Origin of the sequence: Alistipes sp. Marseille-P2263 (assembly GCF_018101075.1) — a bacterium.
Classification (GTDB): Bacteria; Bacteroidota; Bacteroidia; order Bacteroidales; family Rikenellaceae; genus Alistipes; species Alistipes dispar.
The window spans coordinates 396874-415374 of record NZ_JAGQEJ010000001.1 but is presented as its reverse complement, the minus strand read 5'-3'; the positions used below and the strand labels follow the sequence as shown (position 1 = coordinate 415374).

At 62.5% G+C, this 18501-nt stretch carries 11 protein-coding genes and 1 tRNA gene; 9 read left to right on the top strand and 3 right to left on the bottom strand.

Features of this window, described 5'->3' with window-relative positions; genetic code table 11:
- Positions 1–2: 2 nt before the first annotated feature.
- From nqrE to KB554_RS01775, 4 genes are all read left to right on the top strand, one after another.
- Positions 3–611: an NADH:ubiquinone reductase (Na(+)-transporting) subunit E gene (gene nqrE, locus KB554_RS01790; RefSeq protein ID WP_211034796.1), complete on the top strand. Its 609-nt coding sequence runs from the start codon at positions 3–5 to the stop codon at positions 609–611.
- Between the two features lie 22 nt (positions 612–633).
- On the top strand, positions 634–1896 hold the full coding sequence (gene nqrF / locus KB554_RS01785) for an NADH:ubiquinone reductase (Na(+)-transporting) subunit F (protein WP_211034795.1): 1263 nt from the start codon (positions 634–636) through the stop codon (positions 1894–1896).
- 206 nt (positions 1897–2102) lie between these two features.
- Entirely contained in the window at positions 2103–4319 is a 2217-nt protein-coding gene (locus tag KB554_RS01780) for a sodium-translocating pyrophosphatase (RefSeq protein ID WP_211034794.1), read from the top strand.
- A 121-nt stretch (positions 4320–4440) separates the two neighbouring features.
- On the top strand, positions 4441–5028 hold the full coding sequence (locus KB554_RS01775; RefSeq protein ID WP_211034793.1) for an HAD family phosphatase: 588 nt from the start codon (positions 4441–4443) through the stop codon (positions 5026–5028).
- A gap of 207 nt (positions 5029–5235) precedes the next feature.
- Here the strand turns inward: KB554_RS01775 and KB554_RS01770 are convergent, their stop codons facing one another.
- Positions 5236–8523, bottom strand: a complete 3288-nt coding sequence (locus tag KB554_RS01770; protein ID WP_211034792.1) for a carboxypeptidase regulatory-like domain-containing protein — start codon at positions 8521–8523, stop codon at positions 5236–5238.
- Positions 8524–9103: 580 nt separating this feature from the next.
- Between KB554_RS01770 and KB554_RS01765 the strand changes: the two genes are divergently transcribed.
- Entirely contained in the window at positions 9104–10156 is a 1053-nt protein-coding gene (locus KB554_RS01765) for an AI-2E family transporter (RefSeq protein WP_211034791.1), read from the top strand.
- Between the two features lie 154 nt (positions 10157–10310).
- Positions 10311–12167, top strand: coding sequence for a biotin/lipoyl-containing protein (locus KB554_RS01760; protein WP_141429602.1), 1857 nt, complete (start codon positions 10311–10313; stop codon positions 12165–12167).
- 79 nt (positions 12168–12246) lie between these two features.
- Here KB554_RS01760 and KB554_RS01755 read toward each other — a convergent pair whose 3' ends face one another.
- Positions 12247–12927 carry a potassium channel family protein gene (locus KB554_RS01755; RefSeq protein ID WP_211034790.1) on the bottom strand — a complete coding sequence of 227 codons (681 nt, stop codon included), beginning with the start codon at positions 12925–12927 and terminating at the stop codon, positions 12247–12249.
- A 143-nt stretch (positions 12928–13070) separates the two neighbouring features.
- Here KB554_RS01755 and KB554_RS01750 point away from each other — a divergent pair.
- Positions 13071–13144: transfer RNA gene (locus KB554_RS01750), tRNA-Met, on the top strand.
- A gap of 72 nt (positions 13145–13216) precedes the next feature.
- Here KB554_RS01750 and mscL read toward each other — a convergent pair.
- Complete coding sequence (gene mscL, locus KB554_RS01745) at positions 13217–13699, bottom strand: large-conductance mechanosensitive channel protein MscL (protein WP_141429604.1); 483 nt, start codon at positions 13697–13699, stop codon at positions 13217–13219.
- A gap of 174 nt (positions 13700–13873) precedes the next feature.
- On the opposite strand from mscL, the gene KB554_RS01740 reads away from it, so the two are divergent.
- Both KB554_RS01740 and KB554_RS01735 read left to right on the top strand, forming a co-directional pair.
- Complete coding sequence (locus KB554_RS01740) at positions 13874–15325, top strand: sodium:solute symporter (protein WP_211034789.1); 1452 nt, start codon at positions 13874–13876, stop codon at positions 15323–15325.
- Entirely contained in the window at positions 15315–18425 is a 3111-nt protein-coding gene (locus KB554_RS01735; RefSeq protein ID WP_211034788.1) for a xanthan lyase, read from the top strand. The genes KB554_RS01740 and KB554_RS01735 overlap by 11 nt, the downstream gene beginning before the upstream one ends.
- Positions 18426–18501 lie beyond the last annotated feature (76 nt).

Here is an 18501-nt window from a genome sequence, read left to right as displayed (position 1 = left end):
GTATGGAATCATTGAATATCTTTATCCGGTCGATCTTTATCGACAACATGGTCTTCGCCTTCTTCTTCGGCATGTGCTCCTACATCGCCGTATCGAAGAGCGTGAAGACGGCCCTCGGGCTGGGTGCCGCCGTGACGTTCGTGATGGTGATGACCGTGCCTCTGAATTACCTCTTGTATGAATACGTGCTGAAAGCCGATGTGCTGGTCGCCGGCGTCGATCTGAGCTTCCTCACCTTCATCGTCTTCATCGCCACGATCGCCGCGTTCGTGCAGCTCGTGGAGATGATCGTCGAGAAGTTCTCGCCGTCGCTTTACAGCCAGTTGGGTATCTTCCTGCCGCTGATCGCCGTGAACTGCGCCATCCTGGGCGGTTCGCTCTTCATGCAGCAGAAGGTGGACGGCGGCGAGCTGACGTCGCTCTGGCAGACGATCGTTTACGGTCTGGGTTCGGGCCTGGGCTGGTGGCTGGCGATCGTCATGATGGCGGCCATCCGCGAGAAGACGACCTATTCGCATATCCCGGCGGCGCTCAGGGGACCCGGTATCGCCTTCATCATCACCGGTCTGATGGGTATCGCCTTCATGATCTTCTCGGGCATTCAGTTCTAACCTTTAAAAAGAGATTCGGAAAATGACTACAACGATTTTAATTGCGATCGCAGCCTTTCTGGTGATCACGCTGGTACTGGTCGCACTGCTTCTCTATGCGAAGGCGAAACTGGTCGCGTCGGGCGAGGTGACGATCGACATCAACAACGGCGAGCGGGTCATCACCACCGAGAGCGGTTCGACGCTGCTCTCGACGCTGGCCGACAACAAGGTCTTCCTGCCGTCGGCCTGCGGCGGCGGCGGTTCGTGCGGCATGTGCAAATGCCAGGTGCTGGAGGGCGGCGGCGACATCCTGCCCACCGAGACGGGCTTCATCTCGCGCAAGCTGGCCAAGGATCACTGGCGTCTGGGCTGCCAGGTGAAAGTGAAGGAGAACCTCAAAATCCGGGTTCCCGAAGCCGTGCTGGGCGTCAAGAAATGGGAGTGCACCGTGGTTTCGAACCGCAACATCTCGACCTTCCTCAAGGAGTTCGTCGTGAAGCTGCCCGAAGGCGAGCACCTCAAGTTCCGCAGCGGCGGCTACATCCAGATCGACATCCCGAAGTACGATGCCATCAGGTTTTCGGACATGGACATCGACGAGCGCTACCGCGAGGACTGGGACAAGATGAAAATGTGGGACTTGGTGACGACCAATCCCGAGCCGACGTTCCGCGCCTACTCGATGGCCAACCACCCGGCCGAGGGCAACATCATCATGCTCAACATCCGTATCGCCACGCCGCCGTTCGACCGTGCCGCGGGGACCTTCATGAAGGTGAATCCGGGCATCTGCTCGTCGTACATCTTCTCGCGCAAGCCGGGCGACAAGGTGACCATCTCGGGTCCCTACGGCGAATTCTTCCTGCCCGACAACCTGCCCGATACGCAGGAGCTGATCTTCATCGGCGGCGGCGCGGGCATGGCTCCGATGCGCAGCCACATCATGCACCTGTTCAAGACCGAGAAGACGAAGCGTCCCGTGTCGTTCTGGTACGGTGCGCGCGCCCTGAAGGAGGCTCCCTATCTGGACGATTTCCACCAGATCGAGAAGGATTTCCCCAACTTCAAGTTCCATCTGGGTCTCGACCGTCCCGATCCGGAGGCCGATGCCGCAGGCGTGGACTACAAGGTGGGCTTCGTGCACAACGTGCTCTATGAGAACTACCTCAAGAACCACCAGGCTCCCGAGGACTGCATCTACCTCATGTGCGGACCTCCGATGATGATCGCGTCGGTGGTGAAGATGCTCGACTCGCTCGGCGTGCCGCCCGAAAACATCCTCTACGACAACTTCGGTTCGTAAGATCCGAAGATCAGTCTGACGATAGGCAAGTAGTTATCAATAGCTGCTTGCCTATTTTTTGTTTGGACGTATTCCGGGGGGGGGATTCGTCGCCGGTCTTCGGTCGTCGTCGCTTATTTGTTGCTCTTTTGTTACTCGGAATTGCGAAAATTTCCTATATTTGTTCGAAAGACCGTTTTTTCAACCATCTAAAATCCTTTTGCCGAATGAACACTCCTTCCATTTTCTGGCTCGTGCCCGCCGCTTCCCTCGTCGCGCTGGCGGTGGCGTGGATCTTCTACTCGCGGATGAAGCGCGAGGACGAGGGCACGGAGCGTATGCGCGAAATCGCCGCGCATGTCCGCAAGGGCGCCATGGCCTACCTGCGCCAGCAGTACAAGGTCGTCCTCGTCGTCTTCCTCGTCCTGGCGCTCTTCTTCGCCTACCTGGCTTACGGCGCGGGCGTGCAGAACCCGTGGGTTCCCTTCGCCTTCCTCACGGGCGGCTTCTTCTCGGGCCTGGCTGGCTTCTTCGGCATGAAGACCGCGACCTATGCCTCGGCCCGTACGGCCAACGCCGCGCGGCAGTCGCTCGACCGCGGCCTGAAGGTCGCCTTCCGCAGCGGCGCCGTCATGGGGCTCGTGGTCGTGGGCCTCGGACTGCTCGACATTTCGTTCTGGTATCTGATTCTGGACCGTTTCACCGACGTGGCCGGGCCGCAGAAGCTCGTCGTCATCACGACGACGATGCTGACCTTCGGCATGGGCGCTTCGACGCAGGCCCTCTTCGCGCGTGTCGGCGGCGGCATCTACACCAAGGCGGCCGACGTAGGCGCCGACCTCGTGGGCAAGGTCGAGGCGGGGATTCCCGAGGACGACCCGCGCAATCCCGCGACGATCGCCGACAACGTGGGCGACAACGTGGGCGACGTGGCCGGCATGGGCGCCGACCTCTACGAGAGCTACTGCGGCTCGGTGCTGGCCACCGCCGCGCTCGGAGCCGCGGCCTTCGCTTCGGCCGGCAGCGAGACGTTGCAGCTCAAGGCCGTGCTGGCGCCGATGCTGATCGCCGCCGTGGGCATCCTGCTCTCGATCGTCGGCATCTTCCTCGTCCGCACGAAGGAGGGGGCCTCGATGCGCGAACTGCTCCGCTCGCTCGGCGTGGGCGTCAATTTCAGCTCGGCGCTGATCGCGCTGGCCACCTTCGGCATCCTCTACCTGCTGGGCATCGAGAACTGGCTCGGCCTTTCGTTCTCGGTCATCACGGGCCTTGCGGCGGGCATCGTCATCGGACAGGCCACCGAGTACTACACCTCGCACTCCTACAAACCCACGCAGAAGATCGCGGGCAGTGCCAAGACCGGTCCTGCGACGGTCATCATCGCCGGCGTCGGCTCGGGTATGATCTCCACGGCGATTCCCGTGGTGACGATCGGCGCGGCGATCGTTCTGGCGTATCTCTGCGCTACGGGCTTCGATATCGAACACATGATGCAGCCGCACAATCTCTCGCAGGGCCTTTACGGCATCGGCATCGCCGCCGTCGGAATGCTTTCGACGCTGGGCATCACGCTCGCCACGGACGCCTACGGACCGATCGCCGACAATGCGGGCGGCAATGCCGAGATGAGCGGCCTCGGCCCCGAGGTCCGCAAACGCACCGATGCGCTCGACGCGCTGGGCAACACGACGGCCGCCACGGGCAAGGGCTTCGCCATCGGTTCCGCGGCGCTGACGGCGCTGGCGCTGCTGGCCTCCTATGTCGAGGAGATACGGATCGGCCTCTTGCACAACGGGGTGACGGAACTGACGCTCTCCGACGGCACGACGCGGCTCGTCGAACAGGCTTCGATGCTCGATTTCATGGCCTACTACAACGTTTCGCTGATGAATCCCACGGTGCTCGTCGGCGTCTTCATCGGCGCGATGATGTCGTTCCTGTTCTGCGGCCTGACGATGAACGCCGTGGGACGCGCCGCCGAGAGTATGGTGCAGGAGGTGCGGCGGCAGTTCCGCGAGATACGGGGTATCCTCACGGGCGAGGGTACGCCCGACTACGCCCGCTGCGTCGAGATTTCGACCCGCGGTGCGCAGCGCGAGATGCTCTTTCCGAGTCTGCTGGCGATCGTCGTCCCCGTGGCCGTGGGCCTCGTTTTCGGCGTGGCGGGCGTGATGGGACTGCTCGTCGGCGGCCTCGGTTCGGGCTTCGTGCTGGCGGTCTTCATGGCCAATGCCGGCGGTGCGTGGGACAACGCCAAGAAGATGATCGAGGAGGGCCACTTCGGCGGCAAGGGCTCCGACTGCCACAAGGCGACGGTCGTGGGCGATACGGTGGGCGATCCCTTCAAGGACACGTCGGGTCCGTCGCTCAATATCCTCATCAAGCTGATGTCGATGGTGGCGATCGTCATGGCGGGCCTTACGGTGGCGTGCCACCTCTTCTGACGCCTGCGTCTTTCAGAATATTCGTCCGGTCCGGCGGGATTGTCCTGCCGGACCGGACGTTTCTCGGCCCGGCTCGTTGCCGGATTTGCGGTTGCCCGGGTTTTGTGCTATCTTTGTCTCCATGAAAAATATCGTTTTCGACCTGGGCGGAGTGCTTTTCGCCCGCGACAAGAGCAAGTGCAGTCCCGAGATCGTGGAGTTCTTCGGGTTCCTCCGCGCACCGCAGATGCCGCGTTTCTGGGAGGAGTACGACCGGGGCGCCTCGTCGATCGGGGAGGTGACCGATACCCTCTGCACCCTGACGGGCCGTCCGCGCGCGGTCTGCGAGCGGGTGCTGCGGGAGGCGATCGACCTGCAGGAGCCCGTTGCGCCGACCGAGCGCCTCGTCGGCGAGCTCAAACGGGCGGGATACCGCCTCTACGTGCTTTCGAACATGTCGCGCGAGTTCATCGACTGCCTGCGCCGCTTTCCGGTCTATGCCCTTTTCGACGGCGAGGTGGTCTCCTGCGAGGAAGGGACGGTGAAGCCCGAGCCGCGCATCTACGAAATCCTGCTCGGACGCTACGGGCTGGACCCTGCCGAGACGCTTTTCATCGACGACCGTCCGGCCAATGTCGCCGCCGCCGAAGCGCTCGGCATCCGCGGATTCGGTTTCGACCACCGCGATCCCGCCGCGGCGTGCGACGCCCTGCGCCGGATGCTGTTGTAGCGGCGTTTCCGCCGTCGGGGCGATCGGCCCCGAATCCCGATCCGTCTTCGGGGCGGGAGATTCCGGGCGGAACGGGAGATTCTTCCGGATGCGTTGCGGAATTCTGGATGGTCCTTATCCGAAAAAGACCGGAGCCGGCTCGATGCCGGCTCCGGTCTTTCGTAACGTCGGGCCCCGCGCGGGGCTGCCGACGGGGGATTCACACCGTCAGTTGAAGGTGTAGCGCACGCTGAACAGCGCCGACCACGTCGAGGCCGTTCCTGCCACGTTCGTCCATTTCGGCTTGGAGAACTGGTATGCGCCGTCCTTGAAGGTCAGCAGGTTGCTCGTGCTGATCTGCCGGGCGTTGCCCCAGTTGCGGTTGAGCAGGTTGGCGACGTTGTTGATGTCGATACCCACGGTGATCGTGTTGCGTTTGCCGCCGATGTTCACGTAGAAGTCCTGTGCGAACTTGAAGTTGAGCATGTGCATCCACGGCATCACCGCGCCGCCGCGCCTGGTGTATTCGCCCTTGTGCTCGGAGAGGTAGTCGTCCCCGTTGATGAACTCCCAGAAATCGTTTTTCTGGTCTTCCGCGCTGTAGGTGACCTTTCCCGTATCCTTGTTCACGATGTCGGCGAAGGGCATCGTTTCCCACTGTTCGCGCGTCGGCACGTAGAGCAGGTTCTGCGCGCCGCCGTCGTTCGTTACGTTGGTCATCGTGTACGAGTAGCGCGAATAGGAGTAGCTGCTGCCCACGTAACCCAGCCGCAGCGCCTCGTAGTAGAGGCCCACGCTCGAAGCGAAGTGCTTGCCGTACTCTTTGCGGTAGCCGATGTTGATGAGGATGCGGTGGGGCGATACGAACGACGAGTAGCCCAGTTCGGGGGTGTTCGAGCCGTCCGTGCAGAAGGTGTTGGTGTTGTAGGCCGAGGTCACCTGGTCGCCGATGCCGTCGATCACGCTCTTCGATTCCGAATAGGTGTACGATGCCGACGCCATGAGGCCGAACCGCCAGCGTTTCGAAAGCTGTGCCGAGATCGAATAGTAGTAGCCTGCGATGTCCGTGTTGTGGATCAGGTAGGGCGTCACGTCCTTGCCGTCCGAGTTCTTGATGCCCTGCGATTCCCAGAGCTTGCGCGGACGGGGCTCGCCCGGGAGTTGGATGCCGCCGGCCACTTCGCGCTGGCCGAGCTTGCTGACAGCCACGGCGTCGATGTCCTTGTTGTAGATTCCTTCGATGTTGAGGTTGAAGTCGCGCGGCAGCTTCAGGTCGAACGCCAGCGAGGTCTTCCACGTCGAGGGCATCTTCAGGTTTTTGTCCATGATCGTCGCGGAGGTCGGGGCAGGCAGGGCCTGCTGCTGGAACGTGCCTCCGTAGAGGTCCTCGAGGATGTCGCCCACGTTGTCGTGGAAGCCCGGCATCTTGTCGCCGTTGGATTTGTAGAGGATGCTCTGGGCTTGCAGGCAGTTGCTGTTGCCCACGGCCGAGACGATCCACACGAACGGCAGGCGGCCCGTGAAGATGCCCGATCCGCCGCGGAGGATGTACTTGCGCTCGCCGGTCATGTCCCAGTTGAAGCCGAAGCGGGGAGCGACGTTCAGCCGCGCCTTGGGCATGTCGGAGGTCTTGTAGCCGCCGTTGCCTGCGAAAAGGGAGGTGAACTCCTTGTTCTCGTTGCCTGCGATCGTGGGGTAAACCGGGATTTCGAGACGCAGGCCCAGCGTGGCCTTGAAGCGCTCGCTGAAGGTGATTTCGTCCTGCGCGTAGATCGAGTACTGCATGTAGTTGAACGACGGATAGCTCTGTTTGAGGTCCGTGCGGTTGGCGTGGGTGATGACGAAGGCGCCGGGAGCCGCGTTGCTCGTGAAGTCCGACCACGAGTCGTAGATGTAGTAGCCGGCGCCGCCCTGCATGTAGCCGTTCTTCGTGTTGTCGTGCTCGAACTGCAGGCCGCCCGTCAGGCGGTGGATGCCCGTGCTGTAACCCACTTCGTCCGTGACGACGTAGGTGCCCACTTCGCGCAGGTTGCCTTCGGTGAAGGGATCCAGGCCGAATGTCGTCAGCACGGCGTCGGTGCCTTCCGGCGTCTTCTCGAGAATATCTACCGTCGGGAAGAGCCGTCCCTCGTAGCTGCGCGGCTCGTACTGGTGCGAGTAAGTGAATCGCAGCGTGTTGGTCAGACTGCCGTCAAGGAAGCGCGAGTTGAGCTCGGCGGCCACCGACGTGAAGTTCTGCTCCTGATAGTAGCGCGAGCTCTCGAAATAGAGGGCGTCGTACGAGGTGCGGCCGTGGTCGTTGCGGTCGTAGATGAGTTTCGAGTTGAAGGGGTTCGTCGAACTCGAGGGCGACGACGAATACTTGTTGCGCGTGGTGCTGAAGCGCACGTTGAGCGCATGGTTGCGGTTGATGTTCCAGTCCACGCGGGCCATGAGTTTCCAGTTGGGAATCTTCACCGAATAGTTCTGGTAGCGGCCGGGGTCGTAGCCGAAGTTCTGCTGCAGGAACGACTTGATCGCCTCCATCTGAGCGACGGTGGGGCGGTTGTACTGCGTGCCGGCGCCGTACTCCTGGTCCTCCGACTCGCGGGCCAGCCGCGACGTGCCGGGGGTCTCGGTCCATTCGTACTCGAAATTGGTGAAGATGAAGAGCTTGTCCTTGACGATCGGCGCTCCGATCGAGAATCCGAGCGTGTTGCTCATCTCCTCCTGCAACTTCAGCTCGCCGCCGTCGTATTTGGCGCCCTGCAAGGCGTCGCTCTTATAGTAGTTGTAGGCCGAGACTTTGAAGTCGTTCGTACCGCTCTTGGTCACGGCGTTGATCGCGCCGCCCGTGAAACCGCTCTGACGCACGTCGTAGGGGGTCACCGAGACCGAAATCTGCTCGAGGGCGTCGAGCGAGATGGGCGAACCGCCCGAGGGAAGGTTGCCGCCGATGCCGAAGGCGTTGTTGAATGCCGCGCCGTCCACGGTCACGTACGACTGGCGGTAGTTGCCGCCGCCGATGGCCAGCCCCGACGTGGTGCTCGACGCCTGCGGGGTGAGGCGCATGATGTCGTTCATGCTGCGGCTCACGGTGGGCATCAGCTCGATCTGCTCCGACGAAACGCTCGTTACGGCGCCCGCACGGTTGATGTTCATCGACGAGTTGCGGCCGTCGGCCGTCACCACGACGGCTTCGAGCGTCTGGCTGTCCTTGAGGTAGGCGTTGCGTGCCACCGTTTCGCCCAGCGGCAGGTCCAGACCGGGAAATTCGACGCTCTGGTAACCCACGTAGGAGAAGGTCACCGTGTAGGGACCGCCGGCGCGGAGTCCCTGCAGATTGTAGCGGCCGTCCTTGTTGGTGACGGCGCCGTACTGCGTGCCCGACGGAGTGTGTACGGCGATGACCGTGGCGCCGACGAGCGGCAGCCCCTGTTCGTCCGTCACCGTACCGTTCATTCCCGACGTCGTCACCTGCGCGCTTGCCGCCGCCGTGACGAAGACCGAGAGCATGAGAAGGAAAAGTTTCTTCATACGCAATTTGGGATTTTAGTGAATGAATAGGGTGTTTGGTATTTGTTCGTATTGGGTGATTGGCTTCCCCGCAGAAGGCTTCAGCGCGAGCCCCCTTTGCGTGTGTGCCGGACGGCGCTTTCAGCCGTCCGGGTCTCTCCGCGCGGTGCGGATCTCGGCGGCCGCAGCCGGCGGGGAGGGGAACCGAAATGAGCCTGTCATCGTCCGATAGGTTGTCTGTCCGTTTTTCCGCTGCAAATATAAATTCTTCCGGAATAGCCCGTACGGCTTTCCGTGCGATTTCATCGTATTGTAAAAACGGCGAGGGATATTCCTTCTCCGGAATACCCCTCGCGTTCAGAGCCTGTTTTCCCCGTGCTGCACTCCTCGGTGCAGGTCATACCCCCCCCCGCTGCATCGCTCGCGGCGGTTGCGGACCGATATGTGGACGTTTCCGACCCGGGTTTTCATGCCGCAAAGATACGTCGAATATTCCTATGTCGCAAAGGAACGGGCGATTTTGTGCTCCGGATTCTCCGTTTTTCCGGTCCCTTCCCGCCGGAACGCCGTTGCGGCACGCTCCTTGCGCGGTCGGACGTATATGCTGTCGGTCCGAGAACAATACCGGCGTTATTCGCTCTTCGTACTGATCGCCTCGCTGGGCGTAACGGTCTTCCTTTGCCTGACGCCCTTCCTGAGCGGGCTGCTCGGGGCGGCGACCATCTATGTCCTGCTGCGCGGGCAGATGCGCGTGCTGGCCGGACGGTACCGGTGGCGGCGCAGTGCGGCGGCCGCATTGCTGACCGTCGAGGCCGTGTGCTGTTTCCTCGTCCCCATTGCCCTGCTGGTCTGGATGGTAGTGAACAAGGTCCAGGGCGTCGCGCTCGATCCGCAGGCGCTCGTGGACTCCGTGCGCCACGTGGCCGAACTCGTCCGCGACCGTACGGGCTACGACCTTTGGCAGGAGAGCAACCTGCAATCGCTTTTGGCCGGAATCCCGAAACTCGCGCAGCGGCTCGTCGGCAGCCTGGCCTCGTTCGCCGTCAATCTGATCGTGCTGCTCTTCGTACTCTATTTCATGCTCGTCGGCGGCCTCCGCATGGAGGCCTATTGCCGGGAGCTGCTGCCCTTCAGCCGCAGCGTCGGCCGCGACGCCCTGCACGAAATCCGCATGATCGTCCGCTCGAACGCCATCGGCATTCCGCTGCTGGCGGCCGTGCAGGGCGTGGTCGCCTATCTGGGCTACCTGCTCTTCGGAGCGCCGAGCCCGCTCTTCTGGGGTGTCCTCACTTGCCTGGCGACGATCATTCCGATCGTCGGCACGGCACTCGTGTGGCTGCCGTTGGCGCTCTACATGGGACTGGAAGGGAATTGGGGACCGGCCGTCGGGCTGGCGCTCTACGGCACGCTCGTCGTCACCCACGTCGATAACGTCGTGCGGTTCGTCATGCAGAAACGCATGGCCGACACCCATCCGCTCGTCACCGTCTTCGGCGTTTTCGTCGGCCTTTCGCTCTTCGGGTTCATGGGTGTCATCTTCGGACCGCTGCTGCTGGCCATGTTCGTTTTCTGCGTCGATCTGTTCAAACGCAAATACCTCGACCGCAAACCCGACAGCGAGCTTTTCCTGCCTGGCGGCGGCGACCGGGCGTAGGGGACGCCGCAGCACCGGTTTTTGGCGAAAAGTGGTTCGAATGACGTTTTTTTTGGAAATATTCGGAAGAAAAGTTGTATCTTCGTACCGGTTTATTACTTTTGTTATTCGAATAACACTAAATTTCGGAATAAGAACCTAAATTCTTATCACAATGGCAAGAAATCTCAAAATCAGAGACCTTACGTTGCGTGACGGCCAGCAGTCGTCGTTCGCTACGCGTATGAATCAGGCGCAGATCGACCGCTGCCTGCCTTTCTACAAGGATGCGAATTTCTATGCGATGGAGGTGTGGGGCGGCGCCGTGCCCGATTCGGTCATGCGCTACCTGAACGAAAACCCGTGGACCCGCCTCGAGACGATCCACCGGGCCGTCGGCGACGTGTCGAAGCTCACGGCCCTCTCGCGCGGCCGCAATCTGTTCGGCTATTCGCCCTATACGGACGAGATCATCGACGGTTTCTGCCGCAATGCCATCCGGAGCGGTCTGGGCATCATGCGTATCTTCGACGCCCTGAATGACGTGGATAACGTGAAATCGACGGTCAAGTACGTCAAGCAGTACGGCGGCATCGCCGACTGCGCCGTTTGCTATACGGTGGACCCGAAATATCCCGAGCCGGGCTTCTGGGCCCGTCTTACGGGCAAGAAGAATCCCGCGCCGGTCTTCACGGACGCCTATTTCCTCGACAAGGCCAGACAGATGGCGGCTCTCGGCGCCGACATGATCACCATCAAGGACATGTCGGGACTCATTCCGCCGCGCCGCGTGGCTACGCTCGTGCGGCTGTTCAAGAAAAACCTCTCGGTTCCGGTCGATTTCCACACCCACTGCACCCCGGGCTACGGCCTGGCGTCGGTGCTTTCGGCCATCGTGGCCGGCGTGGATGTCGTGGACACCAACTGCTGGTACTTCGCCGGCGGAACGGGCGCCCCGGCCATCGAGCTGGTCCATGTCTTCTGCAAGAAGCTGGGCATCGACACGGGCGTGAACATGGAGGCCGTGGCGAAGATCAACGCTCAGTTGCGTGAGATCCGCAAGGAGCTGAACCAGTCCGTGTTCGGTACGGAGAAGCCCGAGCCGAAGCCCTTCAATCCGCTTACGGACGAGCTCCCCGCCGAGATCGAGGCCCTGTTCGACAAGGCCATCGAGGCCGCGCAGCGCGACGACGAGGCCGCTACGATCGACCTCTGCCGCAAGATCGAGGCCTACTTCGGATTCCCCGCTCCCAACGAGCTGGTGCAGAAGGCCGAGATTCCTGGCGGCATGTATTCGAACATGGTGGCCCAGCTCAAGCAGCTCAAGGCCGAGGAGATTCTGCCGCGTGCCATGGAACTGATTCCGTCGGTGCGTCTGGCCGCCGGTCTGCCCCCTCTGGTGACCCCGACGTCGCAGATCGTCGGCGCGCAGGCCGTGAACTGCGCCCTCGACGAGAAGGCCGGACGACCGATGTACACCAACAAGTCGTCGCAGTTCGTGGGACTGGTGAAGGGCGAGTACGGCCATACGCCCGTGAAGATCGACCCCGAGTTCCGGTTCAAGATCTGCGGCGTGCGCGAGGAGACGCCCTACGATACCTCCAAGTACAAGATGCAGCCCAATCCCGAACTGCCGGAGGCCGGGGGCGTGAAGCTCGCCGCCGACGAGAAGGAGGTGCTGCTGCTCGAACTCTTCCCGATGGTGGCCAAGACTTTCCTTACCGAACAGAAGAAGAAAGCCTACGAGGCGTCGAAACCCGCCGAGCCGAAGGCCGCGGCGCCGCAGCCCGCCGCCGCGAAGCCGCAGGCCGCCATCACGGGCCATGTCGTGACGGCTCCGCTGCCCGGCCGCATCCTGTCGATCGACGTGAAGGCGGGCGACACGGTGAAAGCGGGGCAGGAGGTGCTGGTGCTCGAAGCCATGAAGATGGAGAACTCCATTGCGACCGACTACGCCGGCAAGGTGAAGCAGATTCTTGTCGAAGTGGGCGAGAATGTCGCCACGGACGCCGTGCTGATGGAGATCGAATAGCGCGGGCCGCATCCCTTTGATTATTCGGTTCCGTCCGCAGTCGCCGTACTGCGGGCGGAATTTTTTTCAGGGGCCTTCTCTATTCGTCTTTCGTCTTCGACGGGGCGTATTCCTGCAGGACGTAGGTCGTGAAGATCGGGAAGAACATCATTCCCAGCGACGGCAGCAGCACGCAGAAGACCTTGCCGACGGCCGTGACGGGGAAGATCTCCGCGCCGACGGTCGTGACGTTCATCCAGGCCCACCAGAGGGCGTTTCCGAAACCGTGCAGTTTGGGATTGACCGGCAGCTCGTAGTCGTAGAAGACCAGCGCGGAGATATAGGTGAAGACGACCACCGTGAAGACATAGGCCGTCAGCAGCCGGCGGACCTTGTTGCCTACGAGCCATCCCGTGACGATCACCATGGCCAGGAAGGCCCTCAGAAGCGGCATCAGTCCGATGAGCATCCCGACGCTGCGGGACGGCTCCGCACCGCTCCAGAGCATGAGGTTCAGGTAGGGGACCGAGAGCAGCAGGAAGGGCAGGTTGCGGAAGAAGAAGCGCCCTTTGCGCTCCGCAGCTGCCCAACGCACGAAAAAGTCGCAGAGGAAGATCAGGCAGACGATGAACTGCACGCCGAGGAACAGGGGCGAGAAGCGGAGCCGGTCGCCGCCGATCACCTCCCACGACACGGCGGCGAGAAGCGCCAGTCCGGCGAGCGCCTTGACCGCTCCGAGCGTCCGGGAGAGCCGGTCCTGCGAAAAAAGGGTTTGCGGCATGACGTTTCGTTTTTCGCGCATCCGGTTCAAAATCAGTGCCACGCTCCGGACCGAAAAAAATCCGGCGGTGTTTTTGCGTTTTTTGGGTCAAAGATTTTGCACGAACGAAAATTTCTATTACCTTTGCACTCGCTTTCAGCAATGGCGGGATAGCTCAGCTGGTTAGAGCGCATGATTCATAATCATGAGGTCGAGAGTTCAAGTCTCTCTCCCGCTACGGACAAGGGGTTGCGATCGAATCGCAACCCCTTGTCCGTTTTCGGCCCGCCGTTGCGCCGTCGGCGTGCGGCTACTCTTTCCGCTGCTCCCTGAGCAGGTCGCGGATTTCGGCGAGCAGTTGCTCCTCCTTCGAAGGCGCGGGTGCCGGCGCCGGGGCGGGCGCCTCCTCCTTTTTCCTCATCAGCCGGTTCATCAGCTTGACCATCAGGAAGACGCAGAGCGCCAGGATCGTGAAGTCCACGCACTGCTGGATGAATGCGCCGTAGTTCCACCAGATCGGTTCGGCGGCCTGGACGGCCTCCGGCGTGACGTCTCCGACGATGTTGCCCACCGAATGCACGGCGCTCGACGTCACGTCGCGCATTTTCGAAATGTCGAGCCGCAGTTGCGAGAAGTCGGTGTTGCCGAGCAGCGCGCCGATCGGCGGCATGAGGATGTCGTTCACCAGCGACGAGACGATCTTGCCGAACGCTCCGCCGATGATTACGCCCACGGCCATGTCCATCACGTTGCCTTTGAGCGCGAACTCCTTGAATTCTTTGAAAAATGCCATGATACGTTGTGTTTTTAAGGGTTTGTACGATACAAATTTAATCCGTTTTCGGTTACGAACGCCTCCCGGGACGGACTTTCGTATAAAATGCGTGCCGCGAAGGGTTCGTATCGCGTTTTTTTATACCTTTGTATGTTTGAAATTTTTTAACCCGAACCGACAAAAACTCTCTCGATGACTCCTGCTGCCGTACTCGCCACCGTTTTGGGCTATATCGCCGTTCTTTTCGCCGTCGCCTGGATTTCGGGCCGCCGTGCCGACAATGCCGGATTCTTCACCGGCAACCGCCGCACGCCGTGGTACATGGCCGCCTTCGCCATGATCGGCGCCGCCATTTCGGGCGTGACCTTCATCTCGGTGCCCGGATCGGTGGCCGTCGATTCCTTTTCCTACATGCAGATGGTCGCGGGCTTTACCGTCGGGCAGTTCGTCGTGGCCTTCGTGCTCATTCCGCTCTTCTACCGCCTGCGCGTGGTCTCGCTCTACGAGTATCTGGACGACCGCTTCGGCGTCGCCTCGCACCGCACCGGCGCATGGTTCTTCTTCATCTCGAAAATTCTCGGCGCCGCGCTGCGGGTCTATGTCGTCTGTGCCGTGCTGCAGTTGCTCGTTTTCGACCGTTACGGACTGCCTTTCTGGTTCAATGCGCTGATTACGATGGCCTTCGTCTGGCTCTATACGCAGCAGGGGGGTGTCAAGTCGCTGATCTGGACCGATTCGCTCAAGACCTTCTGTCTCGTGGCGAGCCTCGTCCTGTCGATCGTCTTCATCATGCGGGGGCTGGATTTCTCCTTTTCGGATACGGTGCGCGAAGTCTCCTCGTCGCCCATGTCGCGGATCTTCTTCTTCGACGATCCCGCCTCGGACCGTTATTTCTGGAAGATGTTCGCCGCGGGCATCGTCCTGCTGGTCTGCATGACCGGACTGGACCAGGACCTCATGCAGCGCAACATGAGCTGCGCCACCCCGCGCGATTCGCAGAAGAACATCGTGCTGACGGCCGTGAGCCAGATCGTCGTCATCTTCCTCTTTCTGGTGCTGGGCGTGCTGCTCTACCTTTACATGGAGCACCGCGGACTGGCGATGCCCGAAAAGACGGACCAGGTCTTTTCGCTCGTGGCCGTCGGGGGCGGATTGCCGCTCGTCGTCGGCGTGCTGTTCGTCATAGGGCTTATTTCGAGCACTTATTCGGCCGCCGGGTCGGCCCTCACGGCCCTCACGACCTCCTTCACGGTCGATATTCTGGAGGGTACGAAACGCTACGGCGAAGCTCGCCTGACGCGCATCCGCCGGGGGGTGCACGTCGCCATGGCGCTGGGTATGGCGCTCGTGATCCTCGCCTTCGGCTATCTGGCCGACGACAGCGTGATCAACCTGGTCTATAAGGTCGCCAGTTACACGTATGGCCCGATTTTGGGTATGTTCGTCTTCGGCATGTTCACACGCCTCCGGGTCCGCGACCGCTGGATGCCGCTGGTGGCCGTCGCGGCTCCCGTGCTGAGCGGCTTCCTGCAATGGTGGGCGCTCGAGGCATGGGACTACCGCATCGGGTTCGAACTGTTGATCTACAATGCGCTGTTTACCGTGATCGGTATGCTGTTGCTGGTTAAACGTCATGAAAAATAGAATCTTATACCTGCTTATTTCGGTTTTCGCTTTAAGCTGTGTCCCGACCGCTGCCGCCGAGCGGATCGGCATGCCCGTGCGGCGGGCCATCGGCCGCACGCTTTCGCGCATCGTCGCCCGCGAAGTGTCGGGCGGCTACGTGAAGGTGCAGGGCGTGGATGCCTCCCGCGGCAGGGTGCGTGTCTATGCCTCGGTCGGACTTTCCTATTACCCCTTTCGCGAAGGGAACGCCGGGGCCATGCGCGATTCGGTCCGGGCGCTGCTGCCCCGCGAATACCGCAGGGCGCGGATCGAACTCTACACCGACGGCCGCGAGATCGCCGAACTGATTCCGATGGCTTACCGCGACCCCGATCAGGTGCGCAGGCTCGTCGCCCGGCGGCGGCTCGTTCCCTTCACCAACCGTTCCGCGCGGCCGCTGGTCGAGCGGCTTTCGGCCCCCGTGCGGGCCGGGAAGGGGCTTGCGGGCAGGCATATCGCCTTGTGGCAGAGCCACGGACGCTATTTCGACCAGCCGAAGAACCGCTGGAAATGGCAGCGTTCGCAGTTGTGGCAGACCTGCGAGGACCTTTATACGCAGGGATACGTTCTGCCGTACCTCGTGCCGATGCTCGAAAACGCCGGGGCGTGCGTCGTGCTGCCGCGCGAGCGCGACGTGCAGTTGCACGAGGTGCTCGCCGACAACGATGCCCCTGGACAGTACGCCGAATCGGGCGTCTGGGAGCCGGGCGGCGCGGGTTTCGCCCACCTGCGGCAGGTTTATCGGGCGGGCGAGAACCCCTTCCGCGACGGCACGACGCGCCGGACGCGGAGCGTGCGGGGCGAGGCGACGGGCAGCGCCGTGTGGCGCGCCGATATTCCCGAGCGGGGCGAATACGCCGTGTATGTGAGTTATGAGTCGCTTCCGGAAAGCGCCGATGATGCGGAATATACGGTGCATCACCTCGGGGGCGACACGAAGTTCGCCGTGAATCAGACGATGGGCGGCGGCACGTGGATCTATCTCGGAGGGTTCCTCTTCGACGCCGGCGAACAGGCCGTCGTCACTCTTTCGAACCGTTCGCGCGAGGCGGGGCGCGTCGTGTCGGCCGATGCCGTGAAGATCGGCGGCGGCTACGGCAACGTGGCCCGCACGGTGTGCGACTCGCTGCGTATCGGAGGCGGGACCTATGCCGAGGAGACGAGCGGCTATCCCCGTTTCTGCGAGGGGGCGCGCTACTGGCTCCAGTGGGCCGGGTTCGGCGAGGAGGTCTATACTCCGAAAGGCGGGACGGACGACTACAAGGACGACTACATGTCGCGTGCGCATTGGGTCAATGCTCTTGCGGGCGGTTCGGAGCGGATGCCCGACTCCGCGGGACTGCGCATTCCGGTCGATATGGCGCTGGCGTTCCATTCCGACGCGGGCGTTCGCGACGGCGACGAGACGATCGGCACGCTGGGCATCTTCTTCACGCGCGAGAATAAGGGCCGCTTCGGGGGCGGCGCCGACCGCTACCGTTCGCGCGACCTGACTGATCTGGTGATGACCCAGATCGTCTCGGACATCCGCCGCGCATGGGAGCCGGAGTGGAACCGCCGCGGACTTTGGAACCGGGCCTACTACGAAGCCCGCGTCCCCGGCGTGCCGACGATGCTGCTCGAACTGCTCTCGCACCAGAATTTCGCCGACATGCGCTACGGCAGCGACCCGCGCTTCCGGTTCTCCGTGGCGCGTGCCGTCTATAAGGGCATCCTGCGCTACCTCGCCTCGCAGTACGGCGTGCCGTACGTCGTGCAGCCGCTGCCCGTCGGGGAGGTCGCGGCGGAGTTCGCCGGCGGCGACGAGGTGCGCGTGTCGTGGACGCCTGTCGCGGATTCGCTCGAAGCGACGGCCGCGCCCGACGGCTATGTCGTCTATACGCGCATCGACGACGGCGGGTTCGACAACGGCCGCTATACCGCGGAGCCTTTTTTCGTCGAACGGCAGGAGCCGGGGCGGATTTACAGCTACCGCATCGCGGCGGTCAATGCCGGAGGCGAGAGCTTTCCGAGCGAGATCGTCGCGGCGTGCCGCGTGCTCGATGAACGGGGGTGCGTGCTGATCGTCAATGGATTCGACCGTGTAAGCGGTCCCGTCAGCCAGCGTTGCGACTCGCTGGCGGGTTTCCGCACGGACCTCGACGGCGGGGTTCCCGACCGGCGGGACATCACCTTCATCGGGCCGCAGGAGGTCTTCGACCCGGCGCAGGCGCGCTGCGAGGTGGACAGCCTGGCGCTCGGGGCCTGCGGCTGCGATTATGCCGCGGACGTCATCGGCGGCAATACGTTCGACTATGCCGCCCTGCACGGGCGTTCGGTCGCCGCGGCAGGGTATTCGTTCTGCTCGATGACGGCGCGGCGTGCGACGGACGGATGGGATGCGGCGGAGTATCCCGTCGTGGACCTCATCCTCGGCAAGCAGCGCCGGACGATGGTAGGCCGCGGGGTGCGCGGGGAGGAGTTCGAGGCGTTTCCGGCTGATTTGCAGCATACGATAAGCGATTACCTCATGCAGGGCGGCAACCTGTTCGTTTCGGGCAGCTATGTCGCTTCGGACCTGGAGGCGGAGACGGCTTCGGAGGCCGACCGGCGTTTCGCCCGCGAGGTGCTGCACTGTGTCGCGGCGGGGATGGAGGTCTCCGCCGACCAGCCCGAGGCCCGGCGCGGCCGGGTGCGCGTGATGACACCGGAGGCGGCCTTCTCGCGCGGCGAGTACCGGTTCAATGACGCTTACGGCCCGGATTGCTACCGGGTCGAGACGGCCGACCGGCTGCGGCCTGCGGGCGACGGAGCGTTCCCGGTGATGCGCTATGCCGGAGGCGGCGTTGCGGGGGTGGCTTTCGGGATGCCGTGTCCGGCCGCGGAAGCCGCCGGGAGCGCCGGACCTGCCGACGGTGCGGGGAACGCCGGAGACGCTGCGGACGGCGGTCGGCTCGCCGCCGGAGGGCGGGGATTCGTCGTGGGATTCCCCTTCGAGACGATCGTCTCGGAGGTGCAGCGCGACCGGCTGATGCGCGATGCGCTGCGGTTTCTGACCGGCGGATCCCGTTCGGGACCGGACGCCGGGGCCGGGCGGTGACGGATCGGCATTCCGGCGTACCGGAGTTTCGATAGAATCGTATATGTGATTATTGAATAGTATTTTATAAAATTTA